Origin of the sequence: Paenibacillus spongiae, assembly GCF_024734895.1 — a bacterium.
GTDB classification, from domain to species: Bacteria; Bacillota; Bacilli; order Paenibacillales; family Paenibacillaceae; genus Paenibacillus_Z; species Paenibacillus_Z spongiae.
Map to the genome: position 1 here is coordinate 4,497,858 of NZ_CP091430.1, position 26,322 is coordinate 4,524,179.

General features: G+C 54.3%; 20 protein-coding genes. 3 read left to right on the top strand and 17 right to left on the bottom strand.

The features are described from left to right. Positions 1-3: 3 nt before the first annotated feature. The 16 genes from parE to leuC all read right to left on the bottom strand — a co-directional run bounded on the left by parE (position 4) and on the right by leuC (position 22,336). On the bottom strand, positions 4-1,980 hold the full coding sequence (gene parE / locus L1F29_RS20375; protein WP_258383887.1) for a DNA topoisomerase IV subunit B: 1,977 nt from the start codon (positions 1,978-1,980) through the stop codon (positions 4-6). 143 nt (positions 1,981-2,123) lie between these two features. Beyond that, a complete protein-coding gene (locus L1F29_RS20380) occupies positions 2,124-3,110 on the bottom strand; it encodes an ABC transporter permease (RefSeq protein WP_258383888.1) in 987 nt (328 codons plus the stop codon). Continuing rightward, positions 3,103-4,059 (bottom strand): ABC transporter ATP-binding protein, encoded by a 957-nt coding sequence (locus L1F29_RS20385; RefSeq protein WP_258389752.1) that lies wholly within the window; start codon positions 4,057-4,059, stop codon positions 3,103-3,105. The genes L1F29_RS20380 and L1F29_RS20385 overlap by 8 nt, the downstream gene beginning before the upstream one ends. Before the next feature lie 115 nt (positions 4,060-4,174). Further along, positions 4,175-4,999, bottom strand: coding sequence for a GDSL-type esterase/lipase family protein (locus tag L1F29_RS20390; protein ID WP_258383889.1), 825 nt, complete (start codon positions 4,997-4,999; stop codon positions 4,175-4,177). A gap of 224 nt (positions 5,000-5,223) precedes the next feature. After that, positions 5,224-6,402: a formate-dependent phosphoribosylglycinamide formyltransferase gene (purT, locus tag L1F29_RS20395; protein WP_258383890.1), complete on the bottom strand. Its 1,179-nt coding sequence runs from the start codon at positions 6,400-6,402 to the stop codon at positions 5,224-5,226. A 128-nt stretch (positions 6,403-6,530) separates the two neighbouring features. Next, a complete protein-coding gene (locus tag L1F29_RS20400; RefSeq protein ID WP_258383891.1) occupies positions 6,531-8,360 on the bottom strand; it encodes an ABC transporter ATP-binding protein in 1,830 nt (609 codons plus the stop codon). Then, positions 8,357-10,135: an ABC transporter ATP-binding protein gene (locus L1F29_RS20405; protein WP_258383892.1), complete on the bottom strand. Its 1,779-nt coding sequence runs from the start codon at positions 10,133-10,135 to the stop codon at positions 8,357-8,359. Before L1F29_RS20405 ends, L1F29_RS20400 begins: the two co-directional genes overlap by 4 nt. A 313-nt stretch (positions 10,136-10,448) precedes the next feature. Continuing rightward, complete coding sequence (locus L1F29_RS20410; RefSeq protein WP_258389753.1) at positions 10,449-12,143, bottom strand: dynamin family protein; 1,695 nt, start codon at positions 12,141-12,143, stop codon at positions 10,449-10,451. Further along, positions 12,035-14,167 (bottom strand): dynamin family protein, encoded by a 2,133-nt coding sequence (locus L1F29_RS20415; RefSeq protein WP_258383893.1) that lies wholly within the window; start codon positions 14,165-14,167, stop codon positions 12,035-12,037. The genes L1F29_RS20410 and L1F29_RS20415 overlap by 109 nt, the downstream gene beginning before the upstream one ends. Positions 14,168-14,218: 51 nt before the next feature. Continuing rightward, positions 14,219-14,485: an NAD/NADP transhydrogenase alpha subunit gene (locus L1F29_RS20420; protein WP_258383894.1), complete on the bottom strand. Its 267-nt coding sequence runs from the start codon at positions 14,483-14,485 to the stop codon at positions 14,219-14,221. A gap of 7 nt (positions 14,486-14,492) precedes the next feature. After that, complete coding sequence (gene nth / locus L1F29_RS20425) at positions 14,493-15,170, bottom strand: endonuclease III (protein WP_258389754.1); 678 nt, start codon at positions 15,168-15,170, stop codon at positions 14,493-14,495. Positions 15,171-15,332: 162 nt separating this feature from the next. Further along, positions 15,333-18,056 carry an S-layer homology domain-containing protein gene (locus L1F29_RS20430; protein ID WP_258383895.1) on the bottom strand — a complete coding sequence of 908 codons (2,724 nt, stop codon included), beginning with the start codon at positions 18,054-18,056 and terminating at the stop codon, positions 15,333-15,335. Between the two features lie 16 nt (positions 18,057-18,072). After that, on the bottom strand, positions 18,073-18,630 hold the full coding sequence (locus tag L1F29_RS20435) for a GerMN domain-containing protein (protein WP_258383896.1): 558 nt from the start codon (positions 18,628-18,630) through the stop codon (positions 18,073-18,075). A gap of 10 nt (positions 18,631-18,640) precedes the next feature. After that, positions 18,641-20,083: an N-acetylmuramoyl-L-alanine amidase gene (locus L1F29_RS20440; protein WP_258383897.1), complete on the bottom strand. Its 1,443-nt coding sequence runs from the start codon at positions 20,081-20,083 to the stop codon at positions 18,641-18,643. A gap of 208 nt (positions 20,084-20,291) precedes the next feature. After that, positions 20,292-20,885 (bottom strand): 3-isopropylmalate dehydratase small subunit, encoded by a 594-nt coding sequence (leuD, locus tag L1F29_RS20445; RefSeq protein WP_258383898.1) that lies wholly within the window; start codon positions 20,883-20,885, stop codon positions 20,292-20,294. 29 nt (positions 20,886-20,914) lie between these two features. Further along, complete coding sequence (gene leuC, locus L1F29_RS20450) at positions 20,915-22,336, bottom strand: 3-isopropylmalate dehydratase large subunit (RefSeq protein WP_258383899.1); 1,422 nt, start codon at positions 22,334-22,336, stop codon at positions 20,915-20,917. A gap of 163 nt (positions 22,337-22,499) precedes the next feature. Here leuC and L1F29_RS20455 point away from each other — a divergent pair, with 163 nt between their 5' ends. Continuing rightward, positions 22,500-23,402 carry a LysR family transcriptional regulator gene (locus L1F29_RS20455; RefSeq protein WP_258383900.1) on the top strand — a complete coding sequence of 301 codons (903 nt, stop codon included), beginning with the start codon at positions 22,500-22,502 and terminating at the stop codon, positions 23,400-23,402. Here the strand turns inward: L1F29_RS20455 and L1F29_RS20460 are convergent. Continuing rightward, entirely contained in the window at positions 23,390-24,193 is an 804-nt protein-coding gene (locus L1F29_RS20460; protein ID WP_258383901.1) for a carbon-nitrogen family hydrolase, read from the bottom strand. The genes L1F29_RS20455 and L1F29_RS20460 overlap by 13 nt on opposite strands. A 125-nt stretch (positions 24,194-24,318) precedes the next feature. Here L1F29_RS20460 and L1F29_RS20465 point away from each other — a divergent pair, with 125 nt between their 5' ends. Together L1F29_RS20465 and L1F29_RS20470 are read left to right on the top strand one after the other, a co-directional pair. Further along, positions 24,319-24,768, top strand: coding sequence for a hypothetical protein (locus L1F29_RS20465; protein WP_258383902.1), 450 nt, complete (start codon positions 24,319-24,321; stop codon positions 24,766-24,768). A 135-nt stretch (positions 24,769-24,903) separates the two neighbouring features. Next, positions 24,904-26,100, top strand: a complete 1,197-nt coding sequence (locus tag L1F29_RS20470) for a pyridoxal phosphate-dependent aminotransferase (RefSeq protein WP_258383903.1) — start codon at positions 24,904-24,906, stop codon at positions 26,098-26,100. Positions 26,101-26,322: the final 222 nt, after the last annotated feature.

Sequence of the window (26,322 nt, forward strand, 5' to 3'; positions counted from 1 at the left end):
CTCCTATTCCTCAAATTCGGTAAAGTCGACATTCTCGACGATCCACCGTTTGCGTGGATCGACCTTGTCGCCCATCAGCGTGGATACGCGTCTTTCGGCCTTCGCGGCATCTTCGATCTGCACCTGCAGCAGCGTGCGCGATTCCGGGTTCATGGTCGTTTCCCACAGCTGATCGGGATTCATCTCGCCCAAGCCCTTGTAGCGCTGCAATTCGAACTGCTTGCCGAATTCCTTCAAATAGCTTTGAAGCTGCTCATCCGTCCATGCATATCGGACCGTCTCCAGCTTGCCCGATTTGCGGGTAATCTTATATAACGGCGGTTGAGCGATATAGACGCGTCCGGAATCGATGAGCGGTTTCATATACCGGTAGAAGAACGTCAGGAGCAGAACTTGGATATGCGCGCCGTCGGTATCGGCATCGGTCATAATAATGATTTTGCTATAGTTGCAAGATTCCTCATCAAACTCAGGTCCGATCCCGGAGCCTATAGCCGTGATGATTGCCTTGTATTCGTCGTTCTTAAGAATATCGATCAGCTTCGCCTTCTCGGGGTTCATCGGTTTCCCCTTCAGCGGCAGAATCGCCTGATATTTGGAATCGCGCCCCTGCTTGGCCGAGCCGCCCGCAGAGTCTCCTTCGACGATGAACAGCTCGGTGCGCGTATAATCCTTGGATTGCGCGGGCGTCAGCTTGCCGCCGAGGTTGGAGCTCTCGCTCTTCTTCTTGCCGCTGCGGATTTCTTCCCGCGCCTTGCGCGCCGCTTCGCGCGCCTTCGAAGCTTGGATTGCTTTCTTCAAGAGCATCTGCGCAACCTGGGGATTCTCCTCCAGGAACACCTGCATCTTCTCGGACACGACCGCGTCCACCGCGCTTCTCGCGCTGGCGCTGCCGAGCTGATCCTTCGTCTGCCCGACGAATTCGACTTCGGCCATCTTCACATTGATGACGGCCATCATGCCTTCACGCAAATCATTGCCGTCCAGATTCTTGTCTTTCTCCTTCAGCATGGCTGTCTTGCGTGCATAATCATTCATGGCGCGGGTGTAAGCCGTCTTGAAGCCCGTTTCATGCGTCCCTCCGCCTCGCGTCGGGATGGAGTTCACGAAAGACGCCAGTGTTTCCGTGTAGCCGTCGTTGTACTGCAGCGCCACTTCCACATCGATGTCTTCGCGTTCGGTCATGAAATGGATCACGTCATGGAGAACCGTTTTCTCTTCGTTCAGGAATTGGACGAATTGACTCGCCCCGCCGTCGTAATGAAAGATATCCTGCTTCCCTGCACGCTCATCCTTCACCATCACCTTCAGACCGGAATTCAAGAAGGCGATTTCCTGGAGACGCTCGGATAGCGTCTCATAGTTAATGGCGATGTTGCCGTGGAACACGCGCGCATCCGGCTTGAAGGTGACCTTCGTGCCGGTCCGGTTCGTATTGCCTGTCACTCCCAGACCCGTAACAGGCTCTCCGACATGCTCCTTGCCATCCTTGTCCACCCAATATTCAAACCGCTGTTTATGTATCTTGCCGTCCCGGTATATTTCGACCTCCAGCCACTCGGACAGCGCGTTCGTTACCGAAGCGCCGACACCATGCAAGCCGCCGGATTTCTTGTATCCGCCGCCGCCGAACTTTCCGCCCGCATGCAGAATCGTGAAGACGACCTGCGGCGTCGGAATACCGGTCTTATGAATCCCTGTCGGAATTCCCCGGCCGTTATCCTGAACCGAAACCGAGCCATCCTTATGGATGATCACGTCGATCGCGTTGCAAAACTTGGCCAAATGCTCGTCGACTGCATTGTCGACAATTTCCCAGACGAGATGATGCAGTCCCGAGCTGCTCGTACTGCCAATATACATCCCGGGCCGTTTACGGACTGCGGTCAAACCCTCCAGCACTTGTATGTCGCCCTCATCATAGCTGCGATTGACAGCCGAAGAAGAATCCCCCGCAAACACATCTAACTGCTCAGTCATACACGTCCCCCTATCTATTCTTCCAGCACGGGTCCTCTCGCAAGCCGTCCGTCCATTATACACGACAATTGCGCTTTCGTGCTCCCTTGCGGAAAAATCCATGCTGTCAGATCTGCCGCTCTTATGCGTCACTTCAAGCTATTTTAATTCAAGATGTCCTGTTTCGTAAAGACAACGAATGAAACGATCAGCGCCATAGCCGCCCAAACCCCCAAGGTTATAAGCGAAAACAGCAGCGTCATGCCCTCAATCGGCGGCGGCGAGCCGGCCAGATAACCGGTGAGATCGATATTGACCGCAAACACATATTTGGCGCTTGTCCAGGACGAGGACATATTCGCCAGAATCGTACCTGCAATGACAGCTGCCATCATCGTTACGATGCTCGCCGCCGTGCTTCGGACGAGCACGGAAACCATCAAAGCGAGAACAGCGACAGTCATCGAGGAAAACCATATGAGGCCCGCTTGCATTAATACATATAACCACTGCGGAACGGCATGAACAGAAGCGCTGTCCACATCTGAACCGTTGATGACGAATCCGGTGAAGACCGGCATCGTCCATCCTCCATAACCGAAGATGGCGCCTGATATAAGATAGCAAAGAATTCCGCTGGCCACAACTATTAAAGATACATAGAGCGTAAGAGCAACCAATTTGCTGAATAATATTTTCCATCTTCGGACAGGCCGGGTCAGCAGCATCTTGATCGTTCCGGATGAGCGTTCGCCGGATACAAGGTCCGAAGCAATCGCCAGCACCAGCAGCGGATAGAATAACGTGACCGAATTCGCCATGAAGCCGCGTGTAAACGATACGCCGTCGGGCGATCTTGGATTTACGTCATGATCGAGATAATATTGCAGCTGCTGTACCGCGATTCGGCGAAATCGTTTCCACTCCTCCGGGATCCGTTCGCTGGACAGCGCATTCTGGTAGTCGCTGATCTGCTGCATCGTCTGGTTGCGCCAATCTTTAAAGTTCTTCTGGTTGTTCTCCGCAATTTTCATCTGTGCATAGGTGAAGATCGGAATAAGTACGAGCAGGACCAGAATTACGACGTAGAACCGTTTTTTCTTCCAGATCTTGAGCGTCTCGTTCTGAATGAGCGGCAGCAGTCTATCCAATGCTTTCCCCCTCCGTCATCTTTAGAAATAGCTCTTCAAGCGTCGGCGCTATACGTTGAACGGACAGTACCCCGATATTAGCCCGAACCGCCTTCTCAACGAGTACCGGAATCCGTTCCGCAGGCATCATAGTGATAAAAGGATGATCGAGATTGGCCAGCAAGCCTTCGTCGATCCGATGCTCATCGGATTCGATCAATCGTACGTCCGCCTCTCCGGCAAGCAGCATGCGTCCCTCCTCCGGCTGATCGAACTGCCATACCACATAGCTTCCGGCTTGTTCGACCAGCTCGTCCACCGTCCCGACAGCCAATACGCGTCCGCTGCTAATAATGGCGACGCGGTCGCACATCAGTTGAATTTCACTGAGCAGATGGCTCGAAATAAACAAGCTCATTCCTTCATTGGCGAGCATGCGAATAAACTCCCGGAGCTCCTTGATCCCTTTCGGATCGAGGCCGTTCGTCGGCTCGTCCAGGATGAGCAGCTTCGGACGCCCGAGCAGCGCCTGCGCAATCCCCAGGCGCTGGCGCATACCAAGCGAATAGGTCTTGACTTTATCGTGAATACGCTGTTCCAGCCGGACGATGTCCACCACTTCGCGTATGCGTTCCGACCCGATATCCCGCTGCATCCGTGCAAAGTGTTCGAGATTCTCCCACCCCGTCATATAAGTATAGACCTCAGGATTCTCCACGATACAGCCAATATGGCGAAGCGCCTGCTCGGGATCGCGATTTACATCGTAACCGCATATCGTGATTTCGCCTGCGGTCGGTTTGATCAGGTCGACGAGCATGCGGATGGTTGTCGTCTTGCCCGATCCGTTCGGGCCGAGAAAGCCGAATATTTCGCCTGCGCGGACATCGAAGGAAACATCGTGAATAATCGGCTTCCCCCGGATTTTTTTCTTGAGCCCCCGAACGTTCAGCACCGTCTCGGCAGGCATCAAATCCTGGTCGGAAGATTCCCGACCGGAAGCTCTCTCTGACGCAGATAGGATGGCCATAATCTGCTAACCTCCTTGGAGATTCATTCTTCGCGACCCGCTAACGAAAACGCCGCTAATCCAGCGATTGGACGATGCGGGCGGCAATTTGGGCATAGCCGTCATGATTCGGATGAAAGTGATCGGATGACATGTAAGTGCCGATCGTATTCTCGAATAGATCAAAGGTCGGGACTAGCGTCATATTTGGATATTGATGCATGATCGCATACGCCTCTTGATTCCACTGCTGGATCGTCAAGCTCCCATCACGGAGCTCCTCGATATCATAGAAAGGATTATACAGTCCCATGTAAACGACATGTGCGTCAGGATTGATCTCATGAATGCGCTCAATAACCGCTTTGAACCGTTCGATTCCGCTTGGCAGCTGCGCCTTCAGCTGATCCAAATCGACCTCGCCTGTCGCTTCGCTCGCGCTCGTGCCGGTAGCCAGATGAAACAGATCGTTCCCGCCGATCGAGAACAGGATCAGATTGGATTGCGAGATGGCGTGTTCGTAGCCTTTGTCACTGCGCAACAGCTCGGCCAGGCGATCGGCACGCATCCCGTTCACAGCCAGATTGTTCGTCATGCTGACCGGCTTGTCCCACTTTTCTCTGAGCAGCGCCATAACCTGCTTGACATAGCCTTCGCCTGTGGCGTCTCCCGTGCCTTTCGTCAAGGAATCGCCGATAGCGGTTACGTGGATTTCACTGCTCGCAGACAGCTTGCCGGTCTCCGGGGGCGGCGCTGCGGGCGACTCGCCGATATAAGTCTCTCCTTGAGGCCACAGCATGTCCTTCACGGCATATCCGAAGCCTGTCAGCATGAGCAGCGTTGCCGCAACGGCCGTGATGCCGATTGTTCTCCACAGCTTGCCGGATGGTACTTCCTTCATCGCGATGGTACTCTCTCCTTCCGAAGTCGAATCGAATGGATTTCCATGTTCATTTTTGCCTCATTATCATGATGCTGCAACGTTCATCTGTACTTAAAATAATGCTTTGGAATAAAATATGCAAATCCTCCCTGCAACCGCCCAAAAGAAAAACCGGACCAGAAGGGAAAAGGCCTGCCGCTTGGCAGGCTCAGTTCCGACACGTCGGTCCGGCTGTTGCTTGTCTATTCGTAAACGATCGCAAGCGATTCGGCAGCCCGTCTGGCCAGCTCCCGCGCTTGCTCGGTGTCTTCGGCCGTGCTAAGGGCAACGGCCATTCGGCGTCCCGGCTTCGTCGCCGGTTTACCGAAAACTCTCACCTGTGTATTCGGAAGCGATAGCGCCTCCTCCAGCCCTTCGATCCGGAATTGCTCGGCTTCGCGGTCTGCTTTGAGCGTATGCGAGGCACCTGGGGCGATCTGGCGAACCGAGGGAATCGGATATCCCAGAATAGCCCTTGCATGAAGGGCAAACTCGGACAAATCCTGCGTGACCATTGTTACCATGCCCGTATCATGCGGTCTTGGCGACACTTCGCTGAATAGAACGCCATCCGCCGTCAGGAATAGTTCAACGCCGTATATGCCGTATCCGCCTAGCTCGCCCGTAACGGCGCTCGCAATCGCTTCAGCCTGTTGAATTTGCTTCTCCGTCATCTCATGCGGCTGCCATGATTCGATATAATCGCCATCCTTCTGTACATGTCCTATAGGAGCGCAGAAGGTCGTACCCGATACGGAACGGACGGTTAGCAGCGTAATTTCGGATTCGAAGGAAATGAACCCTTCGACGATTACCCGCTGTTTCTTCGCCCGGCCGCCATCCATGGCATACTGCCAGCAGGATTCAATCTCCGCTTCGGAGCGGCAGACGCTCTGGCCTTTGCCAGACGAGCTCATAATAGGTTTAATGACGCAAGGCGTACCGAGCTCCGCTACCGCGGCGCCCAGCTCCTCGAGCGAATCGGCGAACCGGTAAGGCGCCGTGGGCAGACCCAGCGTCTCAGCCGCAAGGCGGCGGATACCTTCGCGATCCATGGTCAGCTTCGCGGCGCGGGCCGTCGGAACGACATGATAGCCTTCCTGTTCCAGCTCGACTAGCGCATCGGTCGCGATGGCCTCAATCTCCGGAACGATCAGATCGGGCCGCTCGGTCAAGATCAAGTCTCGCAATGCAGCCGCATCCAGCATATCGATGACATAAGACCTGTGCGCCACCTGCATCGCTGGAGCACCCTCGTAACGGTCCACGGCGATCGTCTCGACCCCGAGACGCTGCGCCTCGATGACGACTTCCTTGCCAAGCTCGCCGGAGCCGAGGAGCATCATTCTGCGTACCTTATTCGTGTTTGACAATACTTCCATGAAAAAAAGAACCTCCTGGGACGAAAACCGGTTAATCGGAGAAGCAAATGGGACGCTTCGTATCCGATCGTTTCGTTTTTCTTCCATTGTGGAGGTTCTTCCTCTAAAAATCAATCCATATTGTTCAATTATGCCGTCAAAAAGCGATATTGCGCTTCAATCAAGCCGTTATACGTGCCTTTGTGGCGAATGAGCTCGTCATGCGTTCCTTGCTCCACGATCGAGCCGTGATCAAGCACGACAATCCGATCCGCATTGCGGATCGTGGACAAACGGTGCGCCACAATAAACGATGTCCGTCCCATTAAGAGCTTCTTGAGCGCCTCTTGGATCTTGAGCTCCGTCTCGGTATCGATGCTGGCCGTCGCCTCGTCGAGAATCAATACCCGCGGGTCGGCGATCAGTGCCCGTGCGAACGACAAGAGCTGCCGTTGTCCCATCGAGAGCACGCTGCCGCGCTCCTGCACCTGCGTATCGTAGCCATCGGGCAGATCCATAATGAAATCGTGGGCATCGACGGCTTTGGCCGCTTGCACGACATCATCGTCCGTCGCATCCAGCCGGCCGAAGCGGATATTGTCGCGAATCGAACCGGAGAAGATAAAGGTGTCCTGGAGGACGACTCCGACCTGGGAACGGACGCTATCCAGCGTAACGCTGCGAATATCGATTCCGTCAATCTTGACGGCCCCTTGTACCGGATCATAGAAGCGGCACAGCAGGTTCATAATCGTACTCTTGCCCGAGCCTGTATGGCCGACAAGCGCAATCGTTTGCCCGGCTTTGACATTCAAGTTGATTCCTTTCAATGCCGGGCGTCCCTTCTCATACTCGAAGACGAGATTCTCGAAGGATACATCGCCGCGAATCGCCGGCAGCGGACGGGCGTCCGGCAGCTCGGCTACCGTCGGCTTCTCATCGATAAATTCGAAGATCCGCTCGGAGGAAGCCATTGCAATTAACAGCTGTGCGTACATTTGACCCAGCCGGTTGATCGGATCCCAGAAGTTCCCGATATAGTTCGCGAAGCCGACCAGCAAGCCGACTGTGATGGCGCCGGTCTGGATGAGATGCGAGCCGTACCAGAACAGAATGAGTGTCCCGATCGCCGACGTGACTTCAATAATCGGGCCGAACGCTTGGTTCATGGCGGAAGCCCGGTTCCATGCCTTAATGTTGATGTTGTTTACGTGATTGAAGAATTTGAAATTCGCTTTCTCCTGCGTATAGGCCTGGGTTACCCGCATGCCTTGGATCGATTCGTTCAAGTGGGCATTGATGCGGGACTGCTTCATCCGGACATCCTGCCACGCGAATCGGATCCGTTTGCGAAGCGCCGTCGAGACGACGAACATAAGCGGAACGGTCACCATAATCGCAAGACCGAGCTTAAAGTTCCATAGAAGCAGGATGACCACGATACCGACCAGCTGTACGCAGTCCATCAGCAGGTTGACGACCCCGTTCGTAAACAAGTCCTGCAGCGCGTTTACGTCGTTCGTGACGCGGACGAGCACGGAGCCCGCAGGGCGTTTATCGAAGAACCGGAACGACAGCTTCTGAATATGGCGGAACAAGTCTTTCCGCAGGTCATAGATGACGCGCTGTCCGATGAGGTTCGTATACTTGATACGGAACGTGTTGGCCGCCCATTGAATAATATAGAGAGCAATCATGAGTCCTGCGTACATATAGAGCTTGCTCAGGCTCGGTTCGCCTACTTTGGGCGCAATGGCTTCGTCGATCGCCAATATGATTAGGGCCGGAATGGCAAGCCTTGTGGCCGTGCCAAGCACCATCATAACGAGAACGATCGGAATCATTTGCTTGCTGTATGGCTTCATGTACGTGAATAGTCTGGCGAGCTGCGCCCAGTTAAACGGTTTCTCGATTACGTCGTCATCCTTATAAATAAACCGCTCGCGCTTGTCGTTACGAGCTGATTGCTGCTCACTCACTGTGCGACCCTTCTTTCCAACTTCGCCGCATCGGCTGTCCGGTCCGGCCGATCGGCATATTGAATATTGTACGTGTCCTGATATGGACCCGGAACTTGAATCAACGCTTCATGCTTGCCGCGCTGCACGACATGGCCTTTATCGAATACCAGTATTTCGTCGGCATGCCGAAGCGAAGATATCCGGTGGGCGATAACGAAGGTCGTGCGTCCGGCCATTACTTCCTTGAACCCGGCCTGGATTTCATGCTCGGTTTCCATATCTACGGCGCTTGTCGCATCATCTAATATGAGAATCCGCGGATTGATAATAAGTGCGCGTGCGATCGCGATCCGCTGCTTCTGGCCGCCGGACAGACCCATTCCCCGTTCTCCGACAAGCGTGTCGTATCCGTCAGGCAGCTCCATGATGAAGTCGTGCGCCTTGGCCAGCTTAGCCGCATGAAAAATTTGTTCGTCCGTCACGTTGCTCACTCCGTATGCGATATTATCGCGGATGGAGCAGGAGAACAAGAACGTTTCTTGAAAGACGATCGCAATCTGCGAACGCAAGTCTTCGATCGGCATATCGCGGATGTCGATCCCATCGATCGAGATCGAGCCCTGCTTAATATTGTAAGCGCGCATAAGCAGCTGGATGACGGTCGATTTGCCCGATCCGGTGCCTCCGAGCAGACCGATAACCGATCCGGGAGGCGCATCGATGGTCAGGTCGCTCACCGCAGGCGTTTTGTCCGCGTAGTTGAACGTCACGTTGTTGAACTGGACATAGCCTTCCATCTGCGGATGCTTCTTCGCTGCGGATGCTTCGCTGTCCTTGACGTGAATGTACTCGTTAAGAAGTTCCGTCAAGCGCTCTCCCGACGCTTTCGCCTGCGTGTAGTTGTTAATGTGAAAGCCTATTCCCCACATGGGTCCGATAATGTACCAGATCATACTGAAGAAGGCAACCAATGAGCCAAGCGTCAGCGAAGACTTAATAACCAGGGTTCCGCCCACGACGAGCAGGATGACGACGCTGATGCTGGCCAGCAATTCCATAACCGGGAAGAACCGCGCCCACAGATTCGAAGCGCCGATCTGATTCGTTTTGTACGCTTCGCTGCGCATGGAAAATTTATCGACTTCGTGCGGCTCGCGCGCGAATGACTTCACCGTGCGCACGCCTGTAATATTCTCTTGTACCGCTGTGGTCAGATTACTCATGGCCAGCCGCATTTCGCGGAAGGCCGGATGAATCCGTTTCTCGAAGCGGATGGCCGTTACGGCAAGCAGCGGCATCGTCACGAGGGTGACCAATGTCAGCTGCCAATGGATCGAGAACATCATGATGGCACCGAATACGATCATCAGAAACATGTTGAGCAGCTGCGCAAAGCCGAATCCGATGAAGTTCCGCACACCCTCCAGATCAGCCGTCAGCCGCGACATGAGATCGCCCGTACGAGCCGTGTCGTAGTATTGAAACGACAGTGTCTGAAGCTTCTCGTAGCAGGCGTTCCGCAGGCGGAAGGCGACCCGGTTGCCGAGTCTGCCGCCGAATAAGCCGTGTAAAAATTGCATCGTGCCCTTCAGAATGACGACTCCGACGACAGTGAGCGCCACCGCCGGAACAAGTTCGTACTTCTCGGGACCGATGACATCGTCGATCAGAAACCGGAGCATGTTCGGATAAACGAGCCCCAGCGCCGTCGCGATAACCAAAAATCCGATTGAAGCAATAAAGCTTCTGCGTTCCGGCCAAAAATACGGTTTCAATTGCCTAAAGACGTCCAATTCTTTCCTCTCCCCGGTGCTTCTATATTATGAATATGAATGAATATTAACAGCATCAATCCGCTTCGGCAAACAACGCAGAATCGCGAATAAATGGCAATAACCGCTTTCTTACCCATCCTGGCAGCTAGTGGGGGGGTATTCTCCGATATCGTCGCAAATCAACGTGAATAGATGCGTATTGCTCCGTTTTTGCACATTTATCCCTTGTTTTTGCATGATTTATTTTTTTGGAAATAAAAAGAAAGCCGCAACCAGTAGCTGGAAACTACCGGTTGCGGCTTTTCTCATTCATCTGACAATCAAGCGGCGATTAAATATCCGCAAGCGCCTCTCCAAGCTGCTGCAGGGACTCGACATCCGCGCTGCCGCTTAGCGAGTCCTGTTTGCCCTTCACGAAAGCATCGATATCGCTTTGCATCGTCCAGGCGCTTGCATGCATCGTTTCCTGCCAGAGCTGCGCATAACGGCTCTTCCATGCAAGCTCCGCCCTGCCGAGCCAGCTTTGCAGCGGGTCGGCCAATTCCGCTTCCAGCGCTTTGCGCATGGCGGCCTTTCCTTCCCCTTCGAAGAAATGACGAGGTGACTTGAATCGGCTCCACAGCCATTTTGGCTCCATAGCCTCCGCCTGCCACGACGGCTGCTCCTCTGGAGAAGGAATATCCAAGGACGGGAATGCGGAAGCCGTGAAGCCCTCCAATATCTTCACAAGCTCCTCCGCCGTATCGGAATACTTCTTCGCGCCAAGCTTCGCAAGGGTATTATCCAGACGGAGCGAGGTCGCCTCCAGCTCCTGTGCCAGCTCGATCTGCAGCAGACGCTGCAGATCCAGCCAGGAGGTCCACAGCGCTTTGCGCATATCGCGGCCGTCATCCTCCAGTGTGGAAGGGTTGAAAGCAAAGTTGTAGTGATCGCCGAAGCGGAATTGAATCCGCTGCAGGACGTAGAACAACAGCTCCTTCAGCTCCTGCTCCAGCTGTACATTGGCCGAAAGATTCTCCAAGGTGGACGCGACCGCCTTGGCTTCCTCGGCGCGACCGGCCAGCAGCGACCGCTCGGCTTCCCGGGTAGCCGCATCGCCAGTTGCTGCCTTGAGCCATCCTGCGATCGTATGACGCGCCCGTTCAAGCTCTTGCTCCGCCGAAGCTACAGCCAAACTGCCCAGATCGCCCTTCGTGAAGGCGAGGAACGCGGCTTCGAAATCGCGGATGCCCGATTGCTCGAGCAGCCCGCTGCTGGAGGTTTGCTTGCCCTCAAGCGCCGCCAAGCTGGACACCGGGAACATCCGAGGGAAGCGTATGCCATGCTGCTGGAGGTTCCGCTGGACATGCGCCAGCACCCCTTCCAGCTCTTCATCGCTGGCAGCCAAGTCAGCGGCATTAACGATGAAGAACATCTTATCCAGCTCGAATTGGTCCTTCACGCGGCCAAGCTGCAGCAGAAATTGACGGTCCGCTTGGGAGAATGCATGATTGTAATACGTCACGAACAAAATCGCATCCGCGTTCTTGATGTAATTGAAGGCGACGCCGGTATGACGGGCATTCACGGAATCGGCTCCTGGCGTATCGACGAGCACGATGCCCTGCGCGGTGAGGGGGTTATCGTGATGCAGCTCAATCTCGCTCACGAAGCAGGATCGCGATTCTTCCGCCACGTAACGCCGGTATTCCGCGGTATCGACCGCAAGCTTCGTGCCAAGCAGTGATTCGTGCTCCTGCCACCCCTTCGCCGCCGCTTTCAGGAAGCTGTAATGCGGGCGTCCTCCCGCATGAACAGCGCCCGGCGACAGCTTGCCGATCGCTTGAAGAAGCTGCGGCTCGCTGAAGCCGGTTACGTCTTCGCCTAACAGGGCAAGCGAGTAGGCCAAATCACCCAGCATCGCTTCCTTGGACTTCATCATGACCGATGCCGAGCCATGCGGCCGCTCATCGGTCGGCGGCACGATGCGGTTGACCGCAGCCGTTGTCGGATTCGGCGACACCGGCAGCACCGCATCGCCGAGCAGCGCATTGGCCAGCGAGGATTTCCCCGCGCTGAACGCGCCGAACAGCGCGATCGTGAACCGGCTGCGCTGCAGCCGGTCGGCTTTGTCGCGCATCGCGCGGACGGACGATGCGAGCGCCTCGTAGGGCGCGAGCAGGTCCGCCGCTTGGCGCAGCCGCGCCGCAGCCTGCCGCTGCGGCGCCAAGGCGTCGCCTTGCGCGAGCGCATCAGCGGCTGCTGCAGGCGCTGCCTCGCGCGAGCGGACCGCTGCAGAGGCTGAGGGGGCTCCTCAGCCGCCGCGGCGCGAACGGCTGCGGCAGGCCGGGCCGCGGGCCCTGCCTCTGCCGCAGCAGCGCCGGCGACGCCGGCGTCCGCGCTATGCGCGGACCCGCTGCCGGCCGCCTGCGGCTTCGGCAGCGCCGGACGCGGCGGCGCCGGCGGCATCAGCGCCGCCAGCCGCGCCCGATGCGAAGCCGCGCGCTCATCCAGCGCGGCCAGCTGCGCCAGCGCGCCGGCTTGTGAGCTCAGCTCCGCAAGCCGTGCGCGCACGGGAGCTGCGGCGGCTTCGCCCGCCGCCGCAGCGCGGTCCGCAAGCTTGTCGATCCACTCCTGCGCCCGCTTGCGGTACAGCCCTTTCAGATCCGCGGCAAGCTCGCGGCTGTAGTTCATCGTGTATTCGTTGCCGAACACGGCGCCCGGCTTCACATGATCGATCAGCCACTGCTCTTCCACTTCCCAGTGGAGAGCAGCCTTCAGCTCTTCCTCCAGCGATTCGTCGCGCCAGCCGACCGCGTCGGCAGCCTTACGCAGCATATCGTTCAGATGCCACTCGATGCCGGCAGCGGCTTGAGCGGCAAATTCGTCCCGGAATGCCGAAAGCCGCCGGGCTTGCTCCGCAGCCGTCTTCGCTCCGGCGAAGAGCAAGCCCGCCTTAAAGCCCGGTTTACGGCTCTCCAGAAACGTATGAGCCAAATCTCTCGTAACGGCCGGGGTCACGTTCGCATTGTCCAGCAAGCTCTGCACATCCTGCCGCAGCTGCACGCGAAGCTTATCGCCTTCCGCAGCGAGCTCGGCAAGACGCGCTTCCAGCATCCCGATCTCCGCCCGAATCTCCTGGGCCTGGCCTTCGCCGCCAGCAGCCTGGATCAGCTGCTCGCGCTTTGCGGCCTCCCGCTCCTCGAGCCGCTTGTGATGCTCGCGTATCAAGTGGTTCGCCGAGTCATAGACGCTGCAAAGCGAGAGTGGCCCGCGAAGCTCGGCCAGCTCAGCAAGGAGCTGCTTTAGCTTGTTCCATTCCGTATGTGGATGATCTGGGTTGCGAAGCGACAAATAGATAATCCCCGAAGGCTCCAGATGCCAATTGGCAAAACCCTCCTCCACGCTTGCCTGGTAATCCCGGAAGGAAAGCTCCTGCTCCCGGTGCTTGTCAATTTGATTGACAATCAAGTAGAGCGGCTTGCCCCACTCCTTCAGCTGTTTTGCAAACGTGAAATTGATCTCGGACTGGACATGATTGTAATCCATCACATAGAACACCACATCCGCCAGATGGAGCGCCGATTCCGTAGCCATCCGATGCGCGTCATCCGTTGAATCGATACCCGGCGTGTCGAGCAATACCGTATGATCGCCCAGCATCGGGATCGGATAAGACAACCGGATAGAACGGACATTCTCGCCATCGGCGCAGTATTCGTCCAGCTGCTCGAGCGGAACCTCCAGCGTCTCCGCTGCTGCATCCTTAAGACGCGTCAGAATCGCCTTCGGTTGTCCGTTCGTAATCGAGACGATGTTGGCGCTGGTCGGTATCGGACTAGACGGCAGTAAATTTGTTCCGCATAACCGGTTGACGAGTGTCGATTTACCCGCAGAAAAGTGGCCGCAGAATGCGACCGTCAGCTTCCCTGCCGCCAGCTTCTCACGGAGCTCGTGCAGGCGGGACGCGTGATCCTGGTCGCCATTCTCGGCCATAATTTTCGCCAATTCAATCCATGCATGTTCGAACGTCTGAACAATGGTTTGCTTCTCAACGACATGATTGCTCATTTCTCTCTCTCCCCATATCCAATCCCTTCAGCTGCGGCAGAAGAATGAGGCTTATTCCGCCTCGTCTGAAGGAAGACAAATCTCGAACACATCGCCATGCTGCAGAATCGTTACGTTCCGCTCCTTCTCTTTCATGACAACCACTTCCGGCTTAACCCGCATACGTTCAATATATTGATCCGGCACCTCGCCCGCTCCGCTAACCGTAACGCCTTCGATAATTTTTTCTTCATTCTCGGCAGGCGGAGCCTCCATTACCTCTTCGTAAATATCCGAGAACAAGCCGAAATCCTTCGTGTATACGGAAATGCATTTCATCGATCGATCATCCTTTACCGTTTAATTTGGTTTTGTTTTCTTTACTTGTCGGCCTTGTCGCCGGCTTCATTCGCTTCTGGCCATCCTTGCACACATCGAGCAAAGGACAGACCGGGCAAGCGGGGTTTTGAGCTTTGCAGTGATAACGCCCGAAAAAAATAAGACGATGGTGCGTATCGGTCCATTGCTCTCTCGGGACGAGCTTCATTAGCTTCTTCTCTACTTCGAGCACGCTGTCTTCCGGTTTGGCGATGCCAAGTCGTTTCGAGACGCGATCCAAATGCGTATCAACCGCAATGGCCGGCACACCGAATGCGTTCGATACGACGACGTTGGCCGTCTTGCGGCCGACACCGGGCAGCTTGACAAGCTCCTCGTGCGCGCGTGGAATTTGGCCTTCATATTCATCAATGAGTATGCGGCACAGCTTTTGAATGTTCGCCGCTTTGGTGCGGAACAGTCCTATGCGCCGGATATCTTGCTCGAGCTCTTCCTGCGGAACCGCCAAATAATCAGCTGGCGAACGGTACTTCTTAAACAAAGTAGCCGTTACCTTGTTCACGGTTTCGTCGGTGCATTGCGCGGACAACAGCACGGCTATCGTCAGCTCGAACGGGTTGTCGTGAATCAATTCGCAATGAGCATCCGGAAACATCTCGCCGATGACTCGCAAAATATGACTCATTTTCTCCTTCGCTTTCAATCAATCTCTCTCCCCCATATGGGCTTTCGATTCAAAGTGTAGCGAAAATTGTCACAATGCGCAACTCATAATAGCGCTTACATTACGATAAATCATAAAAAAAAGCTGTTCCGGCTAAGTGCCGGACAGCTTTTTTACGATTCGTTACGAAACTTTGACAATTTCAAGTAGAACACCTTGAGAGAAATAAACCTGAACCTGATCGCCGTCCTTCAACTGCGATACCGGAATAGAGGTTTCACCCTGCAATATTTTTATGGATGAGGTCAGCTTGAATTTGTATTCATTGTCGTTAATATTGAGACGTTTGAAATAAATCTCGTTCGCAGCCGCGTCATATTTCCAATACTTTCTCGATACGCCGCTGTTCACCGTAATCAGAACCTGATCCTTCGTATCCTTCCGTACATCGACACGGTCTCCTGCTTGCAGGTTCGCTGCGCTTCCGCTGGTAATACCGTTTTTGACTACCGAATACGTGCTGCCAAGAGCAACATCGACAACGGTGCCGTTAGTCGTGGTAACACTTACTTTATCGGGTGATATGGAAGCGATTCTGCCAACCGTCAACGGAATCAGCTTCAGCGACGCAGGCTTCGTGCCAATATAGGTTAAGTTGGCGATTTGTCCAGCGGACAAATTGCCGATGCTGATTTTCTCGCCGAGTTCGTTGTACAGCTCCCATGTGGAAGCGGACAACTCTACGGTAGACAGATCGGCAATATTCTTCAGCCTGACCTTCTTGGACGACGTATCGACCGAAACAATCTCATGCTGGGTCGTCGTATGCACTTGAATTTGATTCACTCGATCCTGTTCGTTATTCAGCATCACCGCCGATACGACAGATCCCACCTTGACATCGGATAATGTCGCGTTTGATTTACCCAGAATCTCGACGGCTACATATTGAGCCAACGGAATCGTCAAGGTCGAGCCATTCGTCAGCGCCAGCGACAGCTGGCCTGAGCTTGCATTGAGCGAAGTTACCGTACCCGAGTATTTAAAGACAAACTCCAGGAAGATGGCTTTATCGCCCGCATACCCGACCGAAACCTTGCGGTTTTTGGTTAGCAGCGACGCAACCTCTTCCAGCTTGACGGCCACGCCATAATTCTCGATCTTCGTCCTATCCGTCAAGTAGACCGGCACAAGCTTGTTCGTGCCCGCATCACGGACGATGAGCGCCTTCAAATCTGCGTCATAGCTAACGATAATGGCTCCGTTCGACACTTCGATCTTGCGGTTGAGCACCTTGACCGCAGTCACTTGATCTTTATCGTTCAGCGTCAGCTCAAGCTGGTCATCCTTAAGCAAGTCGGCCAGTCCCGCATTGGGCAGCCCTTCAACTTGAACATTGACTATATCTGTCACAAATTTCGCTTCCAATTTGCCATTGATTACAAATTGAATCGTCTTGCTGTCCGTGCTTGCGGAATAGAATTGTCCGCGAATCGTCTTAGCCGTTGTTTGCTGGACCGTAATTTTGGTTACAACGCTGGCCTTGATTTCTAACGAAACGGTATCTCCCACTTGGACTTGAGACAAGTCCTGCGTGATCGTTCCCTGCCATATAATATCGACCGGATTGGTGACACTGTAAGTCTCCGTCGGACCAGTTCCCGAGAGAGCAACCGTTATCGAAGCCGGTGATGCTTTAACAGCCGTTACCACGCCTTGGGTATTCTTGTTGACAGGCGCGGATTGAACGGTTATGGAGATGATGACAGGCTTGTCCCGGTATGTATCCCGTGTAATCTCCACCATGCTATCCACGGACAGATCCGCAACCGGGATCGTAGCTCCTGATGAATCTTTTACGACGACCCCGTTGTCATAATTGATGATGATCGGATTCGGATCGTTATCCTTGGCAAGCCATACGACATTCGAGCTAGGTATAACGCGCGCTACCGTCCCCGACAGCTTCTCTACCTTCTGCGTATCGGCCATTTGCTCCAAGTAGAGTACTTTGCCTGCGCTGTCGGCGATAAGCAGAATATCGGTATGTAGAGCAATATCATCCAGTTTGACCGCCTTCTCCGAATCATACCGGTACAGAAGAGAATCTGAAGTCAGCGTATAGGTCTTGTCCGTCTTATCGCTGTACAAGCCGATCGAAGATTCGGTCTTGCTCGTCAGCACTCCGTTAAGCTGTCCGGCATAGGCAACCGGATAGATGCTTTCCGCGCGGCTGAATATCGTCGCAATGGACGCCCGCGTGATGAATCCTTTCGGATCGAACTTGTTTCCGGCCACGCCTTTAATCAGTTGGAGCGAGACGCCCGCGTTGACGTAGCCTGCGTATTTCGAGCCTATGTCTTTGGAATCTGTGAAGGATGATGGCGTGCCAGCCATTTCTTCCGCTTTCTTCTGCTCGCCAATCGCTCTGACAATCAGCTTCGTAACCCATTCACGGGACGCCTTGCGAGTACCCCAATCGGTTGAGGGATCGGCCTCGGCGAGCTTGAATTCTTCATCTTGATCGATCAGTTTAAGGCGCATCGCATGTTCGACGTAAGGCTTGAAATATTCCCCGACCTTAAACGTAGCCGGGTAAACATAGTCGGAATCCGCCTTGCCGACTTCATCTTCCTTCCCGATGAACCGGATCGCCATGACGATCGCTTCCTGCTGGGTTACATTGTCATTCGGCTTGAATTGGCCGTTGTACCCCTTCACAATGCCTTGGAGAGCGAGCTTGGCAATGTGCTTCGATGCCCAGTGGGTTTGTGCGACATCGGAGAAAGACGAGGCGGAAGCCTCCTCCGCTCCCGCCTTCTGCCCCCACGATACTGCCCCTGTTAGCAATAATGCGAGTATCGTAATCGATGAGAGCATTCTTTTCCATTTGTTCTGCATGTGCATAATTGCCCTTTCCTCCTTATGGTTTTACAATCGGATGATCTAGCCCTTCGTGACCCATCAAGCTATCTGTCTGCTCCCCATTAATAAGTATATCAATGGAAGATACTTCTTCAAGCTGAAAATAAGTCTTCTCGATCGCTTCCAGAGCAAGAGCTTCGCCAGGCGCTCCGAGCCGCGCTTCATCCGGCAGGTCGATATCGAGCGTAACAACCCCGCTCTCGATCTTCGCACTCAGCAGCTTCACGTTCTCCCAGAGCGACACTGCGCCGTTCGAGCCGCCGCTTTGCAGCGCTTTGAAGACCGCTTCGATCTTCTCCGGTTCATTCTCATAGACGATTTCGGATGATTGCTCGATTAGTCCTGTCTGTTCCTCGTCCGTGAAATAGACTTTAATCTGCTGTTTCTGCTGTTCCGGCTCAGGCTGCTGGTTCTCCGCCCCAGGAGTTGTGTCCGGCTGGCCTGCTGCGCCGCTCTGGTTATCGGCTGTTTCCTTCTGACCGCATCCGGCGGCAACCAATGCCAGCAGCAATAAGCATAAGATCATTGCCAGACGAGAGGTGATATGTCTTTTCATTGAAGCCCTCCTATTTCACCTTCAAATATTCCTTTATACCTGCGACGATTTCTTCGGCCATTCGGTTTTGCTTCGCTTCGTTATAGAGAGCCTCGGTGTCGCCTTTGTTCGACAGATAGCCTACCTCAAGCAATACCGCCGGCATCGTCGTATATTTGATGACTCGGAAACCGGCTGTCCGCACGCTGCGGTCCTTGAATCCCGTTGCTGCGACCAAATGTTTGTGCATGACGTTCGCGAACTCCTTGCTGTTCGCGCGGTTGTAATACGTTTCGGTGCCTGTGACGCTTGCGCTGGAGGCCCGGTTGGCGTGAATGGATACGAATACGTCCGCCTTTAAGTCATTGGCGATTTTGACGCGATCGTCCAGCTCGATAAAGGTGTCGTTCGCACGCGTCATATAAGCTTTCAGCTTCGGTTCTTTGTCCAGCAGCGCTTTCACTTTGAGTGCGACGGCAAGGTTGAATTCTTTCTCATGTCGTCCGTTCACGGCAGGCGCGCCAGGATCTTTCCCGCCATGTCCTGCATCGATGACCACTTTATACGTGCCATTGGATGGTTTTTCCGGCGTCGGCGGTACGACCGGCCCGGTTGGTTCCAATACATCCAGACGGATCAGCCCGTTCTCGCGAACCAGATTGACCGGCGTTTCCGCCGATACGTCCAGTACGACGCGAATCGTTGAAGGCTTGTCCGAATAAAGGGAATAACGGATTTTCTTCAGGGAAGGATGCGTATCCACGACGATTTCACCCAGGGAGGAGCTCCCGCTTACATTGAATCCGGGTGTGAATTGAGGCGCGAATGCGGCATTCGGCAAGTCGAATACGACCCGTTCCGGGTTGTGCAGAACTTCGGTCTTGATGTTCCCGATTTCACCGCCATAGGACAGATAGATGCTTCCCAGCCCGTCGAAATCGATTGCGCTGACCGTAGCGTCTACGCTTGTACCGGTACCACCGCCGGGTTCGGTTCCCCCCCCGCTCGTCCCTCCTCCGGACGTTCCCGGTGGTTCGGGAGACTCAGGCTTGTCCAGCTGATTCAGATGGACCGATTGGGTATCCTTGTCCCAATATACGCTCAAGCCCAGCTGTTCGCTGACGAAACGCAGCGGAACGAATGTCGTTCCCTTCTCGGCGAATGCCGGGGCGTCCAGCGCCACATCGCGATCGTTGACGACAGCGTTCATGCTGTCTAACGTCAGGACGATGGCGTTTGTGCCGTCATTCACATTGACTGTTTTGTCCGACCAATCCACATTGAAGCCAAGTCCTTCGGAAACCGTCCGCACAGGCACCATCGTATATTGACCGACATAGCGCGATTCTGCGGAATCCAACAGCTTTCCGTTCAGATAGAGCTTCGGAGCGACCGCCGCTGCCCCGCTAACACTGGGGATGACTAAAGTAAGCAGCAGCGACAACAGCATTACAGCGGTAACAAACTTCTTCATCTTTCACCTCGATGACTGATTTTTCGCCTCCAAGAAGGCTAGAACAAGCCGACATTACAGACAAAAAGTTAGACGCATTTTGTCAGAAAAAGTTGCGTACTCAGGAAAATTGTTCCGCGTCAATCGACTGCTCCAGCAGCTGGAACGGTATGTACGTATACGCAATAAAACCCCGGTTACCCGGGGTTTATTGATGAGAACCTGCTATTTAGAAAGCGACTCGGTTTGCTTCGTAAGCGGAAATTTTGTCTTCATGCTGGAGCGTCAGACCGATATCGTCCAGCCCTTGCAGCAGGAACTGGCGGCGGTGCTCGTCAAGGTCGAACGGAATTTCCAAACCGGCATTGTCCGTAATCACCTTGTTCTCCAGATCGATTGTCAGATTATAGCCCTCGTTCTTCGTCGTGCGCTGGAACAAATCCTCGACTTGCTCTTCGCTCAAGCGAATCGGCAGAATGCCGTTCTTGAAACAGTTATTATAGAAGATATCCGCGAACGACGGCGCGATTACAACCTGGAAGCCGTAGTCCAAAATGGCCCATGGCGCATGCTCGCGGGAGGATCCGCAGCCGAAATTCGCACGTGAGAGAAGAACCGATGATCCCTGGTAACGCGGCTGGTTCAGGCTGAACTCATCGATGACGTTCCCTTGCTCGTCCCAGCGCCATTCGAAGAACAAGAACTGGCCGAAGCCGCTGCGTTCGATGCGCTTGAGGAATTGCTTGGGTATAATGGCGTCCGTGTCGACGTTGACACGGTCTACCGGGGCAACAAGGCCCGTATGTTTAGTGAATGCTTGCATTTAGATTGACTCCTCTCTCGTATGAATGATTAGTTCAGTACTTCCGACTTAACGTTCCAGTCGCGAACATCGGTGAATTTGCCCATAATTGCCGCAGCTGCAGCCATCTCCGGCGATACGAGATGCGTACGCCCGCCGCGGCCTTGACGGCCTTCGAAGTTACGGTTGGATGTCGATGCGCAGCGCTGTCCCGGCTGGAGAACATCCGGATTCATTGCGAGGCACATGGAGCAGCCTGCATCCCGCCATTCAAAACCAGCATCGATGAAAATCTTGTCAAGCCCTTCCTTCTCGGCTTGAATTTTGACGCGGCCGGAGCCTGGTACGACGATTGCCGTTACGCCTTCGCTGACTTTATAGCCTTTCGCGATTTCGGATGCTGCGCGCAGGTCTTCGATCCGGCCATTCGTACAGGAACCGATGAAGACATAATCGACCGGAATTTCATTCATTGGCGTTCCTGGCTTCAGGTCCATATATTCCAGAGCCTTCTCGGCTGCTTTGCGTTCGTTCTCTGTCGCCATGTCGGCAGGATTAGGGACCTTCGACGTAATGTCGGTTCCCATGCCCGGGCTCGTTCCCCAGGTAACTTGCGGGATGAGGGAATCCACATCGAACTCGACCACGGTATCGTAAGATGCGCCTTCGTCTGTCGTCAATTGTTCCCAAGCCGCTACCGCACTGTCATACGCTTCGTCTTGAGGAGCGTATTCGCGTCCGCGGAGATATTCGAATGTCGTTTGGTCAGGCGCGATCAAGCCTGCGCGAGCGCCGCCTTCGATCGACATGTTGCATACGGTCATGCGCTCTTCCATCGATAGCGAAGTGATCGCTTCGCCGGTATATTCAATGACATAGCCTGTCGCGAAATCTGTGCCGTATTTGGCGATAACGCCAAGAATCAAGTCCTTCGCCGTTACACCCGGCTTGCGGCTTCCGATAAATTTGACTTCCATCGTCTTTGGCTTTGCTTGCTGCAGACATTGAGTGGCCATAACATGCTCCACTTCACTGGTGCCGATTCCGAAAGCCAGCGCTCCGAAAGCGCCGTGCGTGGACGTATGGCTGTCGCCGCACACGATGGTTTTGCCCGGGTGGGTCAAACCAAGCTCAGGACCCATAACGTGGACAACGCCCTGGTCGATGCTGTCCAGATCGAACAGCGTAACGCCGAAATCTTTACAGTTCTGAGTAAGCGTATCGATCTGCTGCTTCGAAATCGGATCTGTAATATTGTAACGGTCTTTCGTAGGAACGTTGTGATCCATTGTGGCGAACGTCAATTCCGGACGGCGGACCTTGCGGCCGGTCATGCGGAGTCCTTCGAAAGCTTGCGGGGACGTTACTTCGTGAACCAAGTGCAAATCGATATACAGAATGCTCGGTTTCCCGGCTTCCGAATGAATGACGTGGTTGTCCCAGATTTTCTCAAACATCGTTTTTTTCGTCATTATAATCACCTCATAATTTCTTTGATACCTGCTCATAAAATCGTTAATGACATCATAGCATTTCTTTCTTCATTGTTCTAAGATATAATTTCTATAACAGCGATAGGTATTACCTATGATACAGGAATACCCTGCTCTACTTATACATGAAGGAGCCGTAATCATGGAATTTCGTCAATTGCAATATGTCATCCAAATCGCGCAGGAGAAAAACTTTTCGCGGGCGGCGGAGAAGCTGCATATCGCGCAGCCCTCCCTAAGTCAGCAGCTGTCCAAGCTGGAGAAAGAAATCGGCGTGCTGCTGTTCCGTCGAACGACGAATTCGGTGGAACTGACGCACGCCGGTGCCGTGTTTGTAAACAAGGCTCAGCATATTCTGGACAGCGTGGAGCAGCTGAAGCAGGAGCTGGACGACCTTGCCCATATGCGCAAAGGAAAGCTTGTCGTCGGCAGTCTGCCCATGACCGGCTCCCATGTGCTTCCGCTGGTGCTGCCCATCTTCGCGAAGCAATACCCGGAGATTGAAGTCATGCTCGTCGAGGATACCTCTTCCCGGCTTGAGCAGCTGACAGCCAGCGGACAGACCGATTTAAGCTTGCTTTCCTTGCCTCTGGCCGATCCTTCGCTATCATGGGAGCCTATAATAGAAGAGGAGATTTGTCTGGCAGTCCCGCCCGGGCATCCGCTTGCGGCAAGCAGCATTCCGGTTGCGCTCTCCGACTTGTCCAGCGAGCCGTTCATCGTCTTGAAGAAAGGACAAGGCTTCCGGCAAATCGCCTTCGAGCTTTGCAGCAAAGGCGGCTTCGAGCCGCGGATCGTCTTCGAGAGCGGGAATATCGAAACGGTGCAGTCGCTCGTCGCGGCAGGCATGGGAATCGCCTTCGTTCCGAAGATGATCGCCCGGGCCAAGAGGAGCGAATTTATGCCGGTTTATCTCCCCTTAGCCGCCCCTGTACCTTCACGGACGCTGGTCATTGCAAGCCGCAAGGGCCGCTATCTGTCGAAAGCGGCGGAAGCCTTCATAACGACCATGAAGACGACGTTAGAAAGTCATTACGATTCATAAAGCGCAGGTCTGCGATCCTCGAATACCGGTATTTTGCGGCGAACCTGGTCGACTAGCGACATATCGATTTCGGCGCGGAGGATGGTCTCCTCCTCGCCCGCTTCGGCAATGATCTCTCCCCAAGGATCGATGACCATGGAATGGCCGAAGAAGGTGCTCGTTCCGCTCGTTCCGCACCGGTTGCAAGCAATGACGAACATCTGATTCTCGATCGCTCTGGCTAAGAGCAGCGTCCGCCAATGGTGCAGCCTTGGATTGGGCCATTGGGCCGGGACGAACAGCGCCTTGGTTCCGGACAAAGCCAGCTTCCGTGCCAGCTCCGGGAAGCGGATGTCGTAGCAGATCATCATCCCCGCATCCGTATCGCCTGCTGTGAACCGGCCGATCTTGTCCCCCGCCTGCAGATGCTTCTCTTCATCCATGAGCCGGAACAGATGAATTTTGGAATAATCGGCCTGTACATTCCCCTTATCGTCAAAAACATAAATCGTATTATAAACGCCATCCTGCCGGCCTTCCGCAATCGACCCTCCGATGATCTGGACGCCATGCTTGCGGCTGAATGCCGATAGCAGCGCTTTGGTCCGTTCGCCGTTCGTGTCGGCCAAATCACCGATCTGCTCGAGCGCATAACCTGTATTCCACATTTCCGGAAACATGATGAGATCCGGCTTGTCCTCTGTATTTACCGCCTCTTCCAGCATTTCTGTTAAACGGCGGAAATTCTCATCTGGATTGCCGGCCTCCACGTGCATTTGCAGCAGTGCCAGCCGCGTCGTCTGGGTTGTCATATCAATACCGCCTCCTTCAAGTGCCATAGATCTTGCTTTTACCTAATGATACCTTCTCATGGTTCGCTGTCAAGATGGGCATCGTAACGTCAGAACCATCACTAATGAAGTGGAGGAGAATAACGATGCGACTTGCAACAATCAAATTGGCAGCCGTTCTTATGCTTGCCTTCTGTTTTCTGTTTCCCTATGCCTCGGCTGCGCATGCCGACAATGAAGGCGCCGAGGCGCTTCGGCCCGTTCAAGCTTTTGATATCGTTGCCGGAAAAGTGGTGAAGTCCATTCCGAATAACGCCGAATTTCAGAGCATCGCGGATTCCTGGATCGCTTCGGTAACCGGTCTTTCGCCGCAGGTAAAAGCCGATGACAAGTGCGGATATGTGTTCCGGCTCCCTCTCGCCCAGCCTAAGACCATCCAGGCCGGAGCTGCAACCATACGCACTTCGGATCTGTTCCTATTCTACTGCCCGAAGCATCCACAGCTGCTCCTTGTATTCGATGAAAACCGCAAGCCTTATTTGCTCCAATTCAAAGCGGACATCAAACCGTTCTTGAAACTGATGGAGATCAACTAAAAAGGCTTCTTTCGTTCTCTTCGCTCCATGCAATTCCGAGCGCTCGACAGGGGTTTGGAATCATGCTACATTAGGAATACGATTTTTCCATAATGAGCGCATAACCAGTCAGACGAAGAAAGTGGAGTGAAGAGAATGAACCGGACAGAGCACGTTCATGTTCCTATACAACCGGCAGACCGGATGACCGGTCTGCCGACGCAATTTTTTTCCAAGCTTGTACGCAGAGCGAACGAACAGGCGGCCAAAGGACGCGATGTCATCAATCTGGGGCAAGGCAATCCCGACCGTCCTACCCCTTCCCATATTGTAAGCGCCCTTCAAGAAGCGGTGGAGAATCCGCTCTATCACCGATACCCGCCTTTCAGCGGATACCCTTTCCTCAAGGAAGCGGTCGTCAACCGCTACAAGGAGGATTACGGCGTCGAGCTTGATCCCGAGAAAGAAGTGGCCATCCTCTTCGGAGGCAAAACCGGCCTCATCGAAATTAGCCAATGCTTGCTTAACCCTGGCGATGTCTGTTTAGTCCCTGATCCCGGCTACCCGGATTATTGGTCGGGCGTTGCGCTTGCCGGAGGCCGGATGGAATATATGCCGCTGACGGCCAATAATGCGTTTCTGCCCGATTATGAAGCCATTCCACCCGAGCTTGCCGATAAAGCTAAGCTCATGTTCATCAATTATCCGAACAATCCGACCGGCGCCGTAGCGAATGCGGATTTTTACGCGAAAACCGTTGAATTTGCCAGTAAGCATGGCATAGCTGTCGCAAGCGATTTTGCCTATGGCGCCATCGGATTCGACGGCCAGCAGCCGATCAGCTTCTTGCAGACGCCTGGCGCGAAGGAAGTCGGCGTCGAGTTCTATACCCTGTCCAAAACCTACAATATGGCTGGCTGGCGAGTCGGTTTTGCGCTCGGAAATCCCGATATAGTCGGACTCATCAACTTAATTCAGGACCACTATTACTGCAGCTTGTTCGGCGGGATACAAGCCGCCGCCGCAGAAGCGTTGAACGGACCTCAATCCTGTGTGACCGAGCTGCAGGACATGTATCAATTCCGTCTAGATGCCGTGTTCAATGCGATGGAACGCGTTGGCTGGAAGGCGAACAAGCCGGGCGGATCTTTCTTTTGCTGGCTTCCCGTGCCGAGTGGCCACACTTCCGCTTCCTTCGCAGACCTCGTGCTTGAGCAAGCCGATGTCGTCGTTGCGCCCGGCATTGGTTTCGGCGAGCATGGCGAAGGCTATGTACGGCTGGGGCTCCTCGCACCGGAAGCAAGGCTGGAAGAAGCCATTCTGCGTATCGGCCGGCTCGGATTGTTCGGTTAGCGGCTTAAGACGCAATAAGCGTCCCGGACGCTTTACACATATCGATTGAACATGATATGCTATCAATTAATTGAACAACAAACGTTATGATGGGGCCAAGTAAGCAAGCCGAAGACACGCGCAGAGAGTAAATTCATTAGCTGGGAGAATTTACCGTGTATCTTGCCGAACACCCACCCCTGAACGGCCGGTGACGAACCGGACAGTGCCTGCTGTTATCAG